The organism is Burkholderia sp. Tr-20390, assembly GCF_017104595.1.
In the GTDB taxonomy this organism is placed as follows: Bacteria; Pseudomonadota; Gammaproteobacteria; order Burkholderiales; family Burkholderiaceae; genus Burkholderia.
In genome coordinates, this window is record NZ_JAAGPC010000205.1 from 1 (window position 1) to 14167 (window position 14167).

A 14167-nucleotide genomic window follows, 5' to 3' on the forward strand; every position below is an offset into this window, starting at 1 on the left:
TAGCGGCACGCAGGCAAGCAGCGCGAGGCCCAGCAGGTAAAAGGTTTCGGAATAGGTCATCACGACGGCCTGGATCTGGATCTGCTGGGCCAACTGTCCGAGCGCGCGCATGTTCGAATACGCGAGGTCGCCGGTGTGCGAGAACCAGTTGGCCGCGTAGGCGGACAGCCGGTCCTGCCCGATCAGCGAGTTCGCCGTTACCGATTCGCGGAGCGCGGCCGTATGGAAGGTCGTGCGCCGGTCGATCACGGTGCCGATGATCGCGAGCCCGATCGAGCCGCCGAGATTGCGTGCCATGTTGTAGAGCCCGGCCGCATCGCCCGAGTCTTCGCGTGCGACGGCCGCCATCGAGGCCTGGTTCAGCGGCATCATCGCGAGCATCTGCGCGACGCCGCGGATCAGTTGCGACCAGACGAAGTCGTGGCCGACGCTCTGCGCGGTCAGGCTGATGTCGAGCATGCAGCTCAGGCAGAACAGCAGCAGCCCCGAGATCACGAGGATGCGGAAATCGACCTTGCCGAGCAGGCGCGGCAGGATCGGCATCACGAGGAAGGCGGGCAACCCCGACAGCAGCATGATCGCGCCCGCCTGTTCCGCGTTGTAGCCGGCGACGATCGCCAGGAACTGCGGCAGCAGGTAGGACACGCCGTACAGCCCGGCGCCCACCGCGGACACGATCACGATCACGCTCGCGTAGCGCGGGTTGCGCATCAGCGACAGCCGCATGATCGGCCGCTTCGCAAAGATCTGCGACAACGCGATCAGGATCATTCCGGCAAGCGACACGAGGCTCAACGTGACGATCATCTGCGATTCGAACCAGCGCTCGCGCTGGCCTTCCTCGAGCACGACGGTGAGCGAGCTCAGCCCGATCGCGAGACCCAAGATCCCGAGCCAGTCCGCGTTCAGGAATGCATGCCATTGCGGGCGGTCCGACGGCAGCCCGAATATCAACAACGCCATCAGCAACAGGCACACCGGCAGGTTCAGGAAAAAGCACCAGCTCCAGCTGACGTTCTCCGCGAGCCAGCCGCCGAGCACGGGGCCGAACAGCGGCCCGAGCAGCACGATCAGGCCGAACAGCGTCATGCCGACCGGCAACTGCGACAGCGGCAGCCGCGTGCGGATGATGGTTTGTGCAGTCGGGATCAGCGCACCGCCGGTGAAGCCCTGGCCGATCCGGCCGGCGATCATCATCGGCAGCGAATGCGACCAGCCGCACATCATCGAGAAGGCAATGAACAGCGCGGAGTTCGTCAGCAGGAAATTGCGCAGCCCGAACACGCGCGTGAGCCATGCGGCGAGCGGGATCATCACGATCTCCGACATCAGGTAGCCGGTCGAGATCCATGTGCCTTCGGTGCCGGTCGCGCCGATTTCACCCTGGATCTGCGGCAGCGCGGAGTTCGTGATCGAGATGTCGAGGGTCGCCATCAGCGCGCCGAGCGCGCCCGCCGCGACCGCGATCCAGTCGGTCACGCTCGCACGGCCCTCGTGCGGCGGCATCGGCATCGTGGCGGACGGTTCAGCCATGATGCGTCTCGTCGCGGGCCGAGCGCGTATCGACGTCGACCGTCACCGACAGCCCCGGCAGCAGCATGCGCTGCGCGCGGGCGTCCGCGGTGAGGCGGATGCGCACCGGCACGCGCTGGACGATCTTCGTGAAGTTGCCGGTCGCGTTTTCGGGCGGCAGCAGTGCGAATTGCGCGCCCGTGCCGGGGGCGAAGCTGTCGACCACGCCGGACAGCGCGCCGTCCGGCAGCGCGTCGACGTGCAGTTCGACGGGCTGGCCGATGCGCATGTTGCCGATCTGCGTTTCCTTGAAGTTCGCGACGAGGTAGATCGAGTCGACGGGCACGACGGTCAGCAGGCGCGTGCCGGGCTGCACGTATTGACCGACGCGCACGGTGCGATCGCCGACGCGGCCGGCGAGGGTGCTGCGCACGATCGTGTTGTCGAGGTCGAGCTGCGCCTGTGCGGCGCTGGCCTGCGCGGCTTCGAGCTGCGCGCGCGCCTGCTGGAGCTGCGCGGTGTACGACGCGATCTGCGTGCGGGCGGCGGCGATCGACGCATTGTTCGCGGCGAGCGTCGCGGCCGCCTGATCGCGCGTGCTCTTCAGGTCGGCCACGCGTTCGTGCGTTTCCGCGCCGGTCGCGGCGAGCGGCGCATAGCGCGTGTATTCGTCGCTGGCGTGCTGCGCATTGATACGCGACACCTTCGCCTGTGCATCGGCCTGTTCGAGATTCGCATGCTGCTGGCTGATGTCGGCCTCGGCGCGTGCGATGTCGGCGCGGCGCGCGTCGACGGTCGCAAGCGACTGCGCGAGCGCGACCTGGTACTGGCGGACGTCGAGGCGCACGAGCGGATCGCCGGCCTTCACGGCCTGGTTGTCGCGCACGTACACATCGGTCACGTAGCCGGCGACCTTAGGCGCGGCGGTCATGCTGTCCGCCTGCAGGTACGCGTCGTTGGTGCTTTCGATGAAGCGGCCGACCGTCCACCAGCGGCCGAGCCAGACGGCGCCGCCGATCGCCGCGAGCACGGCGACGACGAGCAGGATGCGCCGTTTCGATCCGTTGCCGTTGCGCGGGGTTGTTCCGTTTTCCTGACGATCTGCTTTCTGTGGCGGGTCTTGCGGCGTCGACATGCTGGCATCCAATTTATTCCAAGTGGAAGAATTATTCCAGTTGATAAAATTGTGTCAAGTAGAATGTCGGTCGATCGAATGACGAGGAAGGCATGAACGAAGCGAAGAAGCTGCGCCGTACGTCGGCGGGCGGCTACGCCCGCGGCGACGAAACGCGCCAGCGGATCATCGAGGCGGCGATCGAACTGTTCGGCGAGCGCGGGTTCGCGGGGGCGTCGACGCGCGAGATCGCCGCGATGGCCGGCGTGAACGCGCCGGCGCTCCAGTACTACTTCGAGAACAAGGAAGGCGTGTACCGCGCGTGCGTGGAGACGATCGCGGAGCACGGCTGGGAAGTGTTCGCGCCGGCGGTCGGCCATGCGTGGGCGATGCTCGATGCGGACGCGGACGTCGACGTGCTGATCGATGCGTTCGTCGGGCTGCTGCGCGCGCTGTCGGACCGGATGTTCACGGCGCCGAAGACGATGAACCAGCGGATGTTCTTTGCACGCGAGCAAGGCGGCCAGGAGCCGGCGAGCGCGAGCGAGATCCTGATGAAGCGCATGCGCAAGCCGCTGAACGACGTGAGCGCCGAGCTGATCGGCCGCATCTCGGGGCGGCCGGCCAACGATCCCGTCACGCGCCTGCGTGCACTGAGCCTGTTCGGGCAGATCACGGTGTTCCACATCGCGCAGCGTTCGGCGCTGCAGTTGCTCGAATGGGAGGCATTCGAAGGCGAGCGCGCGGAATTGCTGATCGACACGATTGCCGAGCAGACGCGGGTGCTGCTCCAGCAATGGCACGTGCAGCGCGACGCATTGGCGGCCGAATCTGAAGCCGGCTCGAAGCGGGAGCCGGGTGCGCCGGCGAAACGTACGGCGAAGGCGGGGGCGTCGACGCCCGACGCGAAAGGCCCGCGGCGCGGGAGCAAGCCCGCCGCGCGTTGAACGCGGCGCGCCGTCGGCCCCGGCCGGTCAACCCGGCTTGCGCTCCGGTGCGGCCGGCGACGGCGGCCGGGCCGTCACTTCGGCAGCATGGCTGCTGTCGCCGTGGGTGCCGTTTTCGTCATCGACCACCGGCCGCGATCCGTCCGCGTACGCAACGACGCTGCGCTGCGGATTGGCGATCCGGATGCCGCGTTCGCGGAACGTCTCCGCAATCCGCCGGTTGAATTCACGCTGCACGCTCCAGCGCGTCGAGTCCGTGCATTGCATCTGTCCGGCCAGCGCGAGCGTCGCGCCGTCGACCTGGTCGATACCCCAGTAGCTGAAGTCCGACAGGATGCCGTCGCGGTACTTCGGATCGTCGCGCAAGGCGGCACCGATCTCCTTCAGCGTCGCGATCGCGCGATCGATATCCTCGCCGTAGGCAATGCTGATCTTCACGGCCGCGTTGCCGAGCCCGCGATTCGTATTGTTGACTGTCGTCACCGAGCTGAACGGAATCGTGTACAACGACCCGTCGCCGGCGCGCAGCCGCACGGTGCGGATCGACAGGTACTCGACCGTGCCCGACACGCCGGCGAGCGTGACCCAGTCGCCCACCTGCATCGCGTTTTCCATCAGCAGGAAGATCCCGGTGATGAAATCCTGCACGAGCTTCTGCGAGCCGAACCCGAGCGCGACACCGAAGATGCTGGCGCCGGCAAGCAGCGGGCCGACGTTCACGCCGAGCTGGCTGAGGCCCGTCAGCACGACGACGAGCGCGATCATCACGAACAGCAGTGTGCGCAGCATCGGCAGCAGCGTGCGCAGCCGCGCCGCGCGCATGAGATTGCCTTCGCGCGTCCAGCGCTGCAGGCGGCGCTCGATGGCGATGTTCGCGGCTTCCCACACGACGAGCGCGACGATGGCCGCGATGGCGATCGTCACCAGCGCCGACGCGAGCCGGTGGCCGATCGTGCCGGTCTCGAACGCGCGGAAAATCGGTACGCCCCAGATCTGCAGCAGCAGCACGATGGTCACGATGCCGATCGCGCCCGACACGATCTGGCGCAGCAGCGGGTAGTAGCGGTACGCGTGCGCATGGACGATCGTGCGATCTTCGTCGCGGCCCTGGAACAGCCGCGCGAGCGCGCCGAACACGACGATCGACACGATCCGCATGCCGATCATCACGGCGATCGAGCGGCCGCCGAGCGTGATCAGCACGCGGTAGCCGTTGTGGACGTCGAGCGCCCACACGAACCACAGCGCCATCACGATGAAGACCGATACGGGCGCCCACGCGTCCGCGAGCGCGTTGGCGATCATCGCGAAGGACGGGCGATCCTCGCCGGCCGCGCGGATCCGCGCGGCGACCGGCAGGCGGCACTGGAGGATCAGCGCCGAGACCATCAGGTGCCCGACGAGCGCGACGGCTTTCAGCAGCGCGACGTGACCGGCGTCGCTGAGGCCGAAGTTCGCGGCGATCTCGACCGCGGCCGTGCAGGCGCCGACCACGATCACGATCCGCGCGATCGAGCGTTGCGCGAAGTCGGCCCATGCGTCGCTGATGTGCAGCAACCGCAATTGCCGCGCATCGGGCTGGAAGAACAGCCGGCTGACGATCGTGACGAGTCGGCAGATCACGTAGATGTCGATCAGCGCTTCGAGCGCGGATTCGACCGGGGCGCCCGCATCGCCGATCACCGACATCGTCAGGCTCGCGACGCCGACGAACACGAGCAGCGGCACGGCACGTAACGCAAGGCTGACGAGCGCGCGCGGCATCCGGTGCAGCAGCGTGGTGTGGCGGCGCGCGTGGCCGCGGCCTTGCGACGACGCGGGCGCGGCGTCGGGGACGTTGGACGCGTCTGGCGGGGCGGCTGCGCCCGGTGGTGCGTGGTCTTCGTCGAGCGTCGCGGAGTCGGGTGTAACGGACTCGGGCGCGGACTCGGACTCGGGCGCGGTGCGGCGCGACGTGTCGGCGCGCCGAGCGGCCACTGCGGTCAGCGCACGTCGCAGCAGCCGCTTCGCGAACCATTCGACGACGAGCGCGGGCACGAGCACGGCGATGATGATCCACAGCGCGTGTGCAAGATCCGCGCGCTCGTCGGCGCGCACCAGCTTGTCATGCCACCAGTTGCCGACCGAGCCGACATCGAGCAGCGAGTGCAGCGATTCCTTCAGCGCACCGCCGATTTCGATGGTCCAGCGCGATCCCTGCCGGACGAGCATCGATGCGAGCCCGTTCGACGTCAGTGCGGCCGGGGTCGCGGCGGCCGACGCGGCGCTGGCCGCAGCCGCATCGCTCGCCGCGATCGCGGGTGCGCTCAACGCGCCGACGGCCGCGATCGCACGCAGCGTCGTTTCGACCTGCGCGCGATCGCGCGGATTTTCGAGCACATTGAGTGCCTGCTGCGCCTGTTGCGGCGTCAGCGCGGGCGCGGTGGCGGAAGCGGCCGACGCGGCGGCCGGGGCGGGAGCGGCCGCATGGGCGGCCGAGACGACGGCGGCCAGCAGCCAGCCGAGGAGGAAATGTCGCATGGAGTAGGCATGCGGGCGCGCATCGGCGCGCGGCCCGCCAGGCTGAACGATGGACGGAAGTTAACATGATTGCGATGGGAACCGAATAGTTCCGTCGACGATCATTCGAATCGGGCATGCCCGGCGCGGCGCGGGCGTTTGCGGCGCGTTTGCGCAATCATGTGTCCGACGCGGACCGCAGGTCGTCGGACAGGTTGGGGCGTTTCAATGATCAACGCGTAAGACATTTGTAATGCCGGCTCGTCGACAACGATGAGCCACGCCCGCGTCGGGTCGAATTAATCTGGAATCCTGCCGAATCGCGCGGGCTCGTCGTGAAAAACCGGCAGAACGTGTTCCGCGATTTCCTCGATGACTTCGCGCACGGGCCGGTCCAAGCCCGGATTCAGCGTGACGTGGTGCGTGCCCGCGGCGTGCATGTCCCGCAGGATGTCGATCAATGCGCGGCGTCCGGTTGCATAGCCGAGCGGCAATGCGGTAGCCGGCGCATCGGGATCCGCGACGAGGTCGAGCCGCATCGATACGCCGAACGCGCGAAAGGCGGGCGTCGCGAGCCGGTCGACCGCCGCGCGCCACATCGAATGGCGTGCGCGCTGCGTGTCCGGATCGCGGTGGTACGTCATCCAGCCGAGCGAGTGCCGCGCGATCCAGTCGACACTTTGTCCGCCCGAGCCGACCGCCAGCATCGGCACGGCGTCGGCGCCGCGCGGCAGCAGCGTGAATTCGGGCGCATCGGGCGGCGCTTCGTCGGGCACCACGCGCGATGGCACGCCGAGCGCGGCCGCGACGATGTCCCAGTGGGCGCGGTAGCGGTCGCGCCGCGTCTCTGCGTCGACGCCGAACGCTGCATATTCAGGCGGGCGGTCGCCGGAGCCGAGCCCGAGAATGAAGCGGCCGCCCGACAGTGTCGCGACCGACAGCGCGCCTTTCGCGATATGCAGCGGATGACGCAGCGGCAGCACGATCGCGCCGCTGGCGAGCGCGATCCGGCGCGTGCGTGCCGCCAGGGCGCCGAGCAGGACCCACGGGTCGAGGTGCCCGACCGGATCTGGGTAGTCGGCGCTGTTCAGCGGCACGTCGCGAATCCACAGCGCGCGAAAGCCGAGCGCGTCGGCCAGCGCCGCGAGTTCGAGCTGCTCGTCGAAGTCGGCGACGATATGGCCGGTGCGAAGCAGCGGAAGCGTGAGGCCGATCGACAACCGTCCGTCCGAAAAGACGCGATGCGCGACATCGGGGCGGGCAGGGGCGGGCGTGGTCATGTCGAGTCCTTGGAGGCAGCGCGAAGCGAACGCGCGACGTTGCGTGTTCGAATGCTAGCGTGTTTGCACGACGGTTGCCCGGTATGGCATGCGCGGTGACCGGTTGACGTCGAGGCAACGCAGGTCATGCGGGCTGCGGGCCGGGCATAATCGGGGCCTTCCGTCATCGAAAACAACAAATCCGGATGAACATGCTTCGACACATGGCGATCGGTCTGGCGGCAAGCGCGATGCTTTTCGCGGTCGCGTCGGACGCGCTCGCGGACGATGCGCAGCGCGCCGCTATTTGCAAGACCGCCGAGGAAACGGGCTACACGGCCGACATCCGCAATTGCCTCGGACTGAAATACGAAGCAGCCGACAAGCGCTTGAATGCGGTCTACAAGACGAAGATGGCGAGCCTGGATGCGCAGGGGCAGGCGAGACTGCGCAACGACGAGCGCCGCTGGCTCAAGGCGCGGGACGCGAAGTGTGCCGAATCGCGGCAGCCCGATGCGGGCGGCACGCTCGGGCTCGTGGAGGTCGACAGTTGCTTTGTCAACGAAACCGAGCGTCGCATCAAGGTGATCGACGCCTTTCGTTGAGGTGTCGCGCCGGCTCCAGTGCTATGCCACGCGCAGCGTCGTGCCGCGCAGCGTGAGGCCGAGGCGCGACGCCACGCGTCGTGACGCGCGGTTGTCGCTGTCGGTGCTGTAGAACAGCGTGCGCGTTTGAAGCGACGGCAGCCGCGACCACGCCGCGGTCACCGCCGCCGCGAGCCCGCGCCCACGAAATGCAGGGGCCGTCGCGAGACCGAGTTCGGCACCGGCTTCGGACAGCCGCGCGGCAAACGCGACCGACGCGACTTCTCCATCGACGACGGCCGCGCACCACGGCGCCCACAGATCGGCGGCGCTTCGAAATCCCATCGAGTACAGGCCTTCGGGCATCCCGTGCGTGGACAGCGCATGCAGCAGATGCCGGCCCGCGTCGCTGTCGCCGTCGATCAGCGCGACGCGCGCGTCGGTGTCGAAACCGAGTGCGTGCGGCAGCGGGTAGACAAGGCCGATATTCCAGTGTGGAACAGGGGCGAGCAGCGCGAGATAGCGATCGAGGTGCGCGGGCTGCATGTGGTCCGCCAACGGCGGTTCGCTGCTGGCCAGGTGCGCGAGTTCGTCTGCAACAGCAGTGGGCACGTCGGCGCGTATGCCCGCCAGGTTGCCGTCGGCGCTTCGGCCGAGCCAGAAGCGCGGCCCGGGCGAGCAGTCGGGATCGTTCTCGCGTTCGATCCGGCGATCCGGATGCAGGCGGAACAGCGTGCGGTAGTCGGTATCCAGCCAGTCGTGTGCGTCAGGCATGCGTCGGGTAGTGGGCTCCGGTCGGGTGGTGCGTGCCGCGCGTGGAAGGCCAGGACGGCGCCGCGCGCCGGTTCATGCGGCACAGTGGGGCGATTGTAAGCCGTTCGGTAGTCGCGCGCAGAGGCAACGTCGCGCTGTTTGCCCGGGCCGGGCGGGTGCGGCGTGACGGCTTGGCCGGCCGACGGCAGCCGATCCGCAGGCGTTTCAGTTTCGAAACGTTCGCGCTGTTTGCCGGTGCGCGATGCGCGTCGATGGCCCCGTTTTGACCCGCGCGGCCTTGCGGCGTGAAGCATGGTGCGCTCCTTGCATATCTGTGCAGGCCGTGAGCGCGGTCGCGGACGCAGTCGGTCCGGCGATCGCTTCAGTGGGTCGGACGTATCGGAGACGGGGACAAGAGAATGAAAACAGACCGAATCGCAACGTGTCGTGTTGCAAACATGAATCGCCGACCTGCCGGGCCATTCGCTTCGCCGTTTATCGAGGCGACGTGAGCGCGCGGCTTTCCGTTCCATCCGAGCAATCGGGTTTGTTCTGAACGACGACGTGCAGGCATGACGCACGAGGCCGACTGGTGCCAGTCGGCCGTCGGGGATGAACCGTGAATGCCTGCGGATGGCCCGGCCCGGATCCCGGATCGTCAATCTGCCGCGCGCAACGCAAGTCGTCGTGCGGCGTAGACGTGTGCGTGCCGTGCATTGCGGTGGCGCGACGGGGCCGAACCGGCACGCACCGGAAAGCCGGCAGCGCATCGATGCATTCGGCATCGCGGAACACATGGAGTCCAGGGGAAGCGTTCACCCGCCGCAGCAGGGCGGACGCCGCGAAATTGTGCTGTCAGTTGATCCACTACCCCGATGGATCAATTGTTGAAGCGCCCATCGCCGAGTGGCGGATGGGCGTCTTTTTTTGTGCGCCGATGTGCGACGCGGGCCATCGGCCCGATCGCGCGGCGTTCTGTATCATGTGCTGGCGTGTCTGGCCGCCCGTGCGGGCGCACGGCTTGCCGGCGCGCCCGATCACGCGTTGCCAACATGAACGACACAGCTCAGAACGATCCCTCAACCGCCGACGTCGATCCGGCCGCACTCGATGCGCTGCACACGTTCGTCGAGCGTCATCCGCGCCTGCTGGTGCTGACCGGCGCGGGCATCAGCACCGATTCCGGCATTCCAGGCTATCGCGACCGCAACGGCCAATGGATGCGCTCTCCGCCGATCCAGCTCCACGAATTCCTCGGCTCCGATGCCGCGCGGCGGCGCTATTGGGCGCGCAGCATGATCGGCTGGCCCGTCGTCGGCCGCGCGCAGCCGAACGGGTCGCACGTGGCGCTGGCGCGGCTCGGCAGCGCGGGACGGATCGAGCGGCTCGTCACGCAGAACGTCGACGGCCTGCACCAGCGCGCGGGCAGCGGCGACGTGATTGAACTGCACGGCGGAATCGACGGCGTCACGTGCCTCGGCTGCGGCGCGCATCATGCGCGCGCGACGATCCAGGTCATGCTCGAGGCCGACAATCCCGAACTGCTGGGCGCGCAGGCCGAGCCGGCCGCGGATGGCGACGCGCACCTCGAATGGGCCGCGCTCGACACGTTCCGCATTCCGGCGTGCCCCGCGTGCGGCGGGCTGCTGAAGCCGGCGGTCGTGTTCTTCGGCGAAAACGTGCCGCGCGAGCGCGTGGCGCTCGCGTCGCAGGCGCTCGAGGCGGCCGATGCGCTGCTGGTCGTCGGCTCGTCGCTGATGGTGTATTCCGGCTACCGCTTCTGCGTGTGGGCGCAGGCACAGAACAAGCCGGTCGCCGCGCTCAATCTCGGCCATACGCGCGCCGATCCGATGCTGACGCTGAAGGTCGAGGCGCGCTGCGCACCCGCGCTCGACGCGTTGACTGCACGGCTGGGCCTCGCGAACCACGCACCGGAGCAGGCATCGTGACCGACCCGACTTCTTCGCCCGATCCGTCCGCGCGGCTGTCGGCGCCGGCGGCCGAACGCAATCGCGGGCCGATCCTCGACGTCTTGCGCCGCGTGCTGCCGGCGAGCGGCCGCGTGCTCGAAATCGCGAGCGGCACGGGGCAGCACGCGGTCCACTTCGCGCAGGCGCTGCCGGGCCTGCACTGGCAGCCGAGCGATCCCGATGCGCAGGCGCGGCGGTCGATCGCCGCGTGGGTTGCCCATGCCGGCCTTGCCAACCTTGCCGAGCCGCTCGCGTTCGACGTGCGCGACGCGTCGTGGCCGGTCGACACGCTCGATGCCATCGTCTGCATCAACATGATTCACATCTCGCCGTGGGCCTGCACCGACGCGCTGTTCGCGGGTGCGTCGCGCCTGCTGCGGCCGGGCGGCGTGCTATTCCTGTACGGGCCGTATCGTCGCGAGGGCCGGCATACGGCGCCGTCGAACGAAGCGTTCGACCTGCAGCTGCGCGGCCGCGACCCGTCGTGGGGCGTGCGCGATCTCGAGACCGTCGTCGCACTCGGCCTCGATCGCGGGCTCGACTGCATCGAGGTGGTCGAGATGCCGGCGAACAACCTGAGCGTCGTGTTCCGGCGGCTGCCTCACGCGGAGCAATGACAGGCAAGCGCGCATCGCCGCCGGGTTTCCACTATCCTTTCGCCTGTGCGCGCGACCCGGCTCGGGTCGCGCCCCGTTTTTTCCGGAGAATTGACTAATGGGCAAACAAGCAATCGGTGTGATCGGGCTCGCGGTGATGGGCCGCAATCTCGCACTCAATATCGAGAGCCGCGGTTACGCGGTGTCGGTGTACAACCGCAGCCGCGAGAAAACCGACGAACTGATCGCCGAATTCCCCGGCCGCAATCTGGTGCCGACCTATACGCTCGAGGAATTCGTCGCGTCGCTCGAAACGCCGCGCCGGATCCTGATGATGGTGAAGGCCGGCGAAGCGACCGATGCGACGATCGCGTCGCTCAAGCCGCTGCTCGAGAAGGGCGACGTGCTGATCGACGGTGGCAATACGCACTTCACCGACACGATCCGCCGCAACCAGGAGCTCGCGCAATCGGGCCTGCACTTCATCGGCACCGGCGTGTCGGGGGGCGAAGAGGGCGCGCTGCGCGGCCCGTCGATCATGCCCGGCGGCCAGCGTGATGCGTACGACCTCGTCGAGCCGATCCTCAAGCAGATCGCCGCAAAGGCGCCGTCGGACGGCGAGCCGTGCGTCGCGTACATGGGCCCGGACGGTGCGGGCCATTACGTGAAGATGGTCCACAACGGCATCGAATACGGCGACATGCAGCTGATCGCCGAAAGCTATGCGGTGCTGAAGGACGTCGCGGGCCTGACCAACGACGAACTCGGCGCGGTGTACACCGAGTGGAACCAGGGCGAGCTCGACAGCTACCTGATGGAGATCACGTCGAAGATCTTCGGCAAGAAGGACGAGGAAACCGGCAAGCACCTGGTCGACGTGATCCTCGATCGCGCCGCGCAGAAGGGCACCGGCAAGTGGACGAGCCAGAATGCGCTGGATCTCGGCGTGCCGCTGCCGCTGATCACCGAATCGGTGTTCGCGCGCGTGCTGTCGTCGCTGAAGACCGAGCGCGTCGCGGCCAGCAAGGTCCTGGCGGGCCCGGCCGCCGCGCCGTTCGAAGGCGATCGCGCCGCGTTCGTCGAAGCGGTGCGCCGCGCGCTGTACCTGAGCAAGGTGATCTCGTACGCGCAGGGCTTCGCGCAACTGCGCACGGCGTCGGAAGAGTACGGCTGGAACCTCGATCTCGGCACGATCGCGAAGATCTTCCGTGCGGGCTGTATCATCCGCGCGCGTTTCCTGCAGAAGATCACGGACGCGTACGCGAAGGATTCGGCGCTCGCGAACCTGCTGCTCGACCCGTACTTCAAGGACATCGCCGCGAATTACCAGGCATCGCTGCGCGATGTCGTGGTCGCGGCGGTGAAGGCCGGCGTGCCGGTACCGGCGTTCGCGTCGGCGGTCGCGTACTTCGACAGCTACCGCTCCGAGCGGCTGCCCGCGAACCTCGTGCAGGCGCAGCGGGATTTCTTCGGCGCGCACACGTTCGAGCGTACCGACAAGCCGGGCAGCTTCCACGCGAACTGGTCGTAACTGGCTTGCGAGGGCGGCATTGTTGCGAAAATCTATTCTATCGATAGGGTTTTTCGATACCGGATGCCGGGATTGTTGGTTCCTGGGAAATAGTGTTTTCGTCGTTTCATGGTTTTCCCTAGGTGCTGCCGGGACTAAACTCTGTTCCATCGCTGCAGACATGGTGTGTGCGGCGGAGCAAAAAAATCCCGGAGGTAATCATGAAATCGCTGATCGCAACGTTCGCCGCAGCTGCCGTCCTCGCCGTTCCCGCCGTCTCGTTCGCCCAACAGAACGCGCCCGTCACCCGTGCACAGGTCAAGGCCGACCTGGTCGCCGTGCAACAGGCCGGCTACAAGCTGGGCAGCGACCGTACGAACTACCCGGAAGGCATCCAGGCTGCTGAAGCCCGCCTGAACCCGCAACAGAACGTCGCCGCTGCCGACACGACCGGCTACGGCGCGCAACCGGCTGCCGCGCAGGAATCCGGCGCGCCGGCCAAGGCCAAGACCGGCTGGCAAGTCAAGCGTATTGCTGACGACGCCCCGATCTACAAGGGTCGTTAATGGTGCGGCCGCCTCGGCGGCCTGATCCGACCCTGGAAGCACAAACAGCCCGTCGTTCCGTCATGCGGAACGGCGGGCTGTTTTCATTGGCGGCGCGCCTATCCCGCCAGCCGCCAGCCGCCAGTTCAGTGCAGCGGGTGCCGGCGGTGCCCGATATCCCGGACCAGCGCTTCGGCCGGTTCCAGCACCTGCAGCCACGTTTCGTCGTAGCCGCTCAACGTGTCGAGCGCATCGCGCAGCCGCTCGATCGCGAGGATCGGCAGCTCGACGCTGTGGCGCGTGGCGCCCGTCATATGCGCGACGCTCGCCAGCTGGACGAGCGCATCGGCCGCCTCGGCGACGTCGGTCGCGAACAGCAGGTGCCGGTTGAGCAATTCGACCAGGCCGCTGGAACCGGAGAAGTCGTCGGCGTTGAGCTGCACGGAAAGAAACGTCGCGTTGTTCATTGTCATGCTCCTCGTTATCGTTGGATCGCGCAGTGCATCACCGAGTATAGGTGGCGAACGACGGGGAGAATGTGACGGGATCGAGACTGCCCGCAAGGGCGGCGCGGCGAGCGGAAGCGCCGCTAAAGCCCGCCCGCCGGCCCGCGCGGCGCGGCTTGCAGGCCACCGGCACGCTGGCGCGACGCCGCAAGATTGTTGCCGGATCAGGCACCTGACGCGGCCTTGACCGCCACAAATGGTATCTTTGCCGGTCGGGACGACGCGAAAAAGGGGCCGGTGAGCCCATTCGCCCCCACGTCCCGCTGTGGAAACTGACGGCCGCTAGCGCGGTCGTCTACTGGTTGATCCGGCCGTTCGGCCGGACATCGTGCGTCGCGCGCCGGGGGGCGGTGGGCGGCATGCGAGGTCCTG

General features: G+C 67.7%; 12 protein-coding genes. 6 read left to right on the top strand and 6 right to left on the bottom strand.

All coding sequences use genetic code 11. The features are described from left to right. Together G3N98_RS33820 and G3N98_RS33825 are read right to left on the bottom strand one after the other, a co-directional pair. The coding region (locus G3N98_RS33820) for an MDR family MFS transporter (protein ID WP_206150590.1) at positions 1–1533 on the bottom strand (1533 nt) is incomplete at its 3' end. After that, positions 1526–2647, bottom strand: coding sequence for an HlyD family secretion protein (locus tag G3N98_RS33825; RefSeq protein ID WP_206150591.1), 1122 nt, complete (start codon positions 2645–2647; stop codon positions 1526–1528). The genes G3N98_RS33820 and G3N98_RS33825, both read right to left, overlap by 8 nt. Positions 2648–2739: 92 nt before the next feature. On the opposite strand from G3N98_RS33825, the gene G3N98_RS33830 reads away from it, so the two are divergent. Beyond that, positions 2740–3573, top strand: coding sequence for a CerR family C-terminal domain-containing protein (locus G3N98_RS33830; protein ID WP_206150592.1), 834 nt, complete (start codon positions 2740–2742; stop codon positions 3571–3573). Positions 3574–3600: 27 nt separating this feature from the next. On the opposite strand, the gene G3N98_RS33835 is transcribed toward G3N98_RS33830, so the two are convergent. Next, positions 3601–6093 (bottom strand): mechanosensitive ion channel domain-containing protein, encoded by a 2493-nt coding sequence (locus tag G3N98_RS33835; RefSeq protein ID WP_206150593.1) that lies wholly within the window; start codon positions 6091–6093, stop codon positions 3601–3603. A 278-nt stretch (positions 6094–6371) separates the two neighbouring features. Then, a complete protein-coding gene (locus G3N98_RS33840; protein WP_206150594.1) occupies positions 6372–7352 on the bottom strand; it encodes an LLM class oxidoreductase in 981 nt (326 codons plus the stop codon). Between the two features lie 185 nt (positions 7353–7537). On the opposite strand from G3N98_RS33840, the gene G3N98_RS33845 reads away from it, so the two are divergent. Next, positions 7538–7936 (top strand): lysozyme inhibitor LprI family protein, encoded by a 399-nt coding sequence (locus tag G3N98_RS33845; RefSeq protein WP_206150595.1) that lies wholly within the window; start codon positions 7538–7540, stop codon positions 7934–7936. 21 nt (positions 7937–7957) lie between these two features. Here the strand turns inward: G3N98_RS33845 and G3N98_RS33850 are convergent, their stop codons facing one another. After that, complete coding sequence (locus G3N98_RS33850; RefSeq protein WP_206150596.1) at positions 7958–8689, bottom strand: GNAT family N-acetyltransferase; 732 nt, start codon at positions 8687–8689, stop codon at positions 7958–7960. Positions 8690–9720: 1031 nt separating this feature from the next. On the opposite strand from G3N98_RS33850, the gene G3N98_RS33855 reads away from it, so the two are divergent. The 4 genes from G3N98_RS33855 to G3N98_RS33870 all read left to right on the top strand — a co-directional run bounded on the left by G3N98_RS33855 (position 9721) and on the right by G3N98_RS33870 (position 13310). Then, a complete protein-coding gene (locus G3N98_RS33855; protein ID WP_206150597.1) occupies positions 9721–10617 on the top strand; it encodes an NAD-dependent protein deacetylase in 897 nt (298 codons plus the stop codon). Beyond that, positions 10614–11255 carry a DUF938 domain-containing protein gene (locus G3N98_RS33860; protein WP_206150598.1) on the top strand — a complete coding sequence of 214 codons (642 nt, stop codon included), beginning with the start codon at positions 10614–10616 and terminating at the stop codon, positions 11253–11255. Before G3N98_RS33855 ends, G3N98_RS33860 begins: the two co-directional genes overlap by 4 nt. A gap of 97 nt (positions 11256–11352) precedes the next feature. Then, the gene (gene gndA, locus G3N98_RS33865) at positions 11353–12765 is read left to right on the top strand and encodes an NADP-dependent phosphogluconate dehydrogenase (protein ID WP_089474452.1); all 1413 of its coding nucleotides are present in this window, start codon (positions 11353–11355) and stop codon (positions 12763–12765) included. 200 nt (positions 12766–12965) lie between these two features. Continuing rightward, complete coding sequence (locus G3N98_RS33870) at positions 12966–13310, top strand: DUF4148 domain-containing protein (RefSeq protein WP_043177725.1); 345 nt, start codon at positions 12966–12968, stop codon at positions 13308–13310. Positions 13311–13435: 125 nt separating this feature from the next. Here the strand turns inward: G3N98_RS33870 and G3N98_RS33875 are convergent, their stop codons facing one another. After that, positions 13436–13756: a hypothetical protein gene (locus G3N98_RS33875; protein WP_089474453.1), complete on the bottom strand. Its 321-nt coding sequence runs from the start codon at positions 13754–13756 to the stop codon at positions 13436–13438. Between the last annotated feature and the right edge of the window lie 411 nt (positions 13757–14167).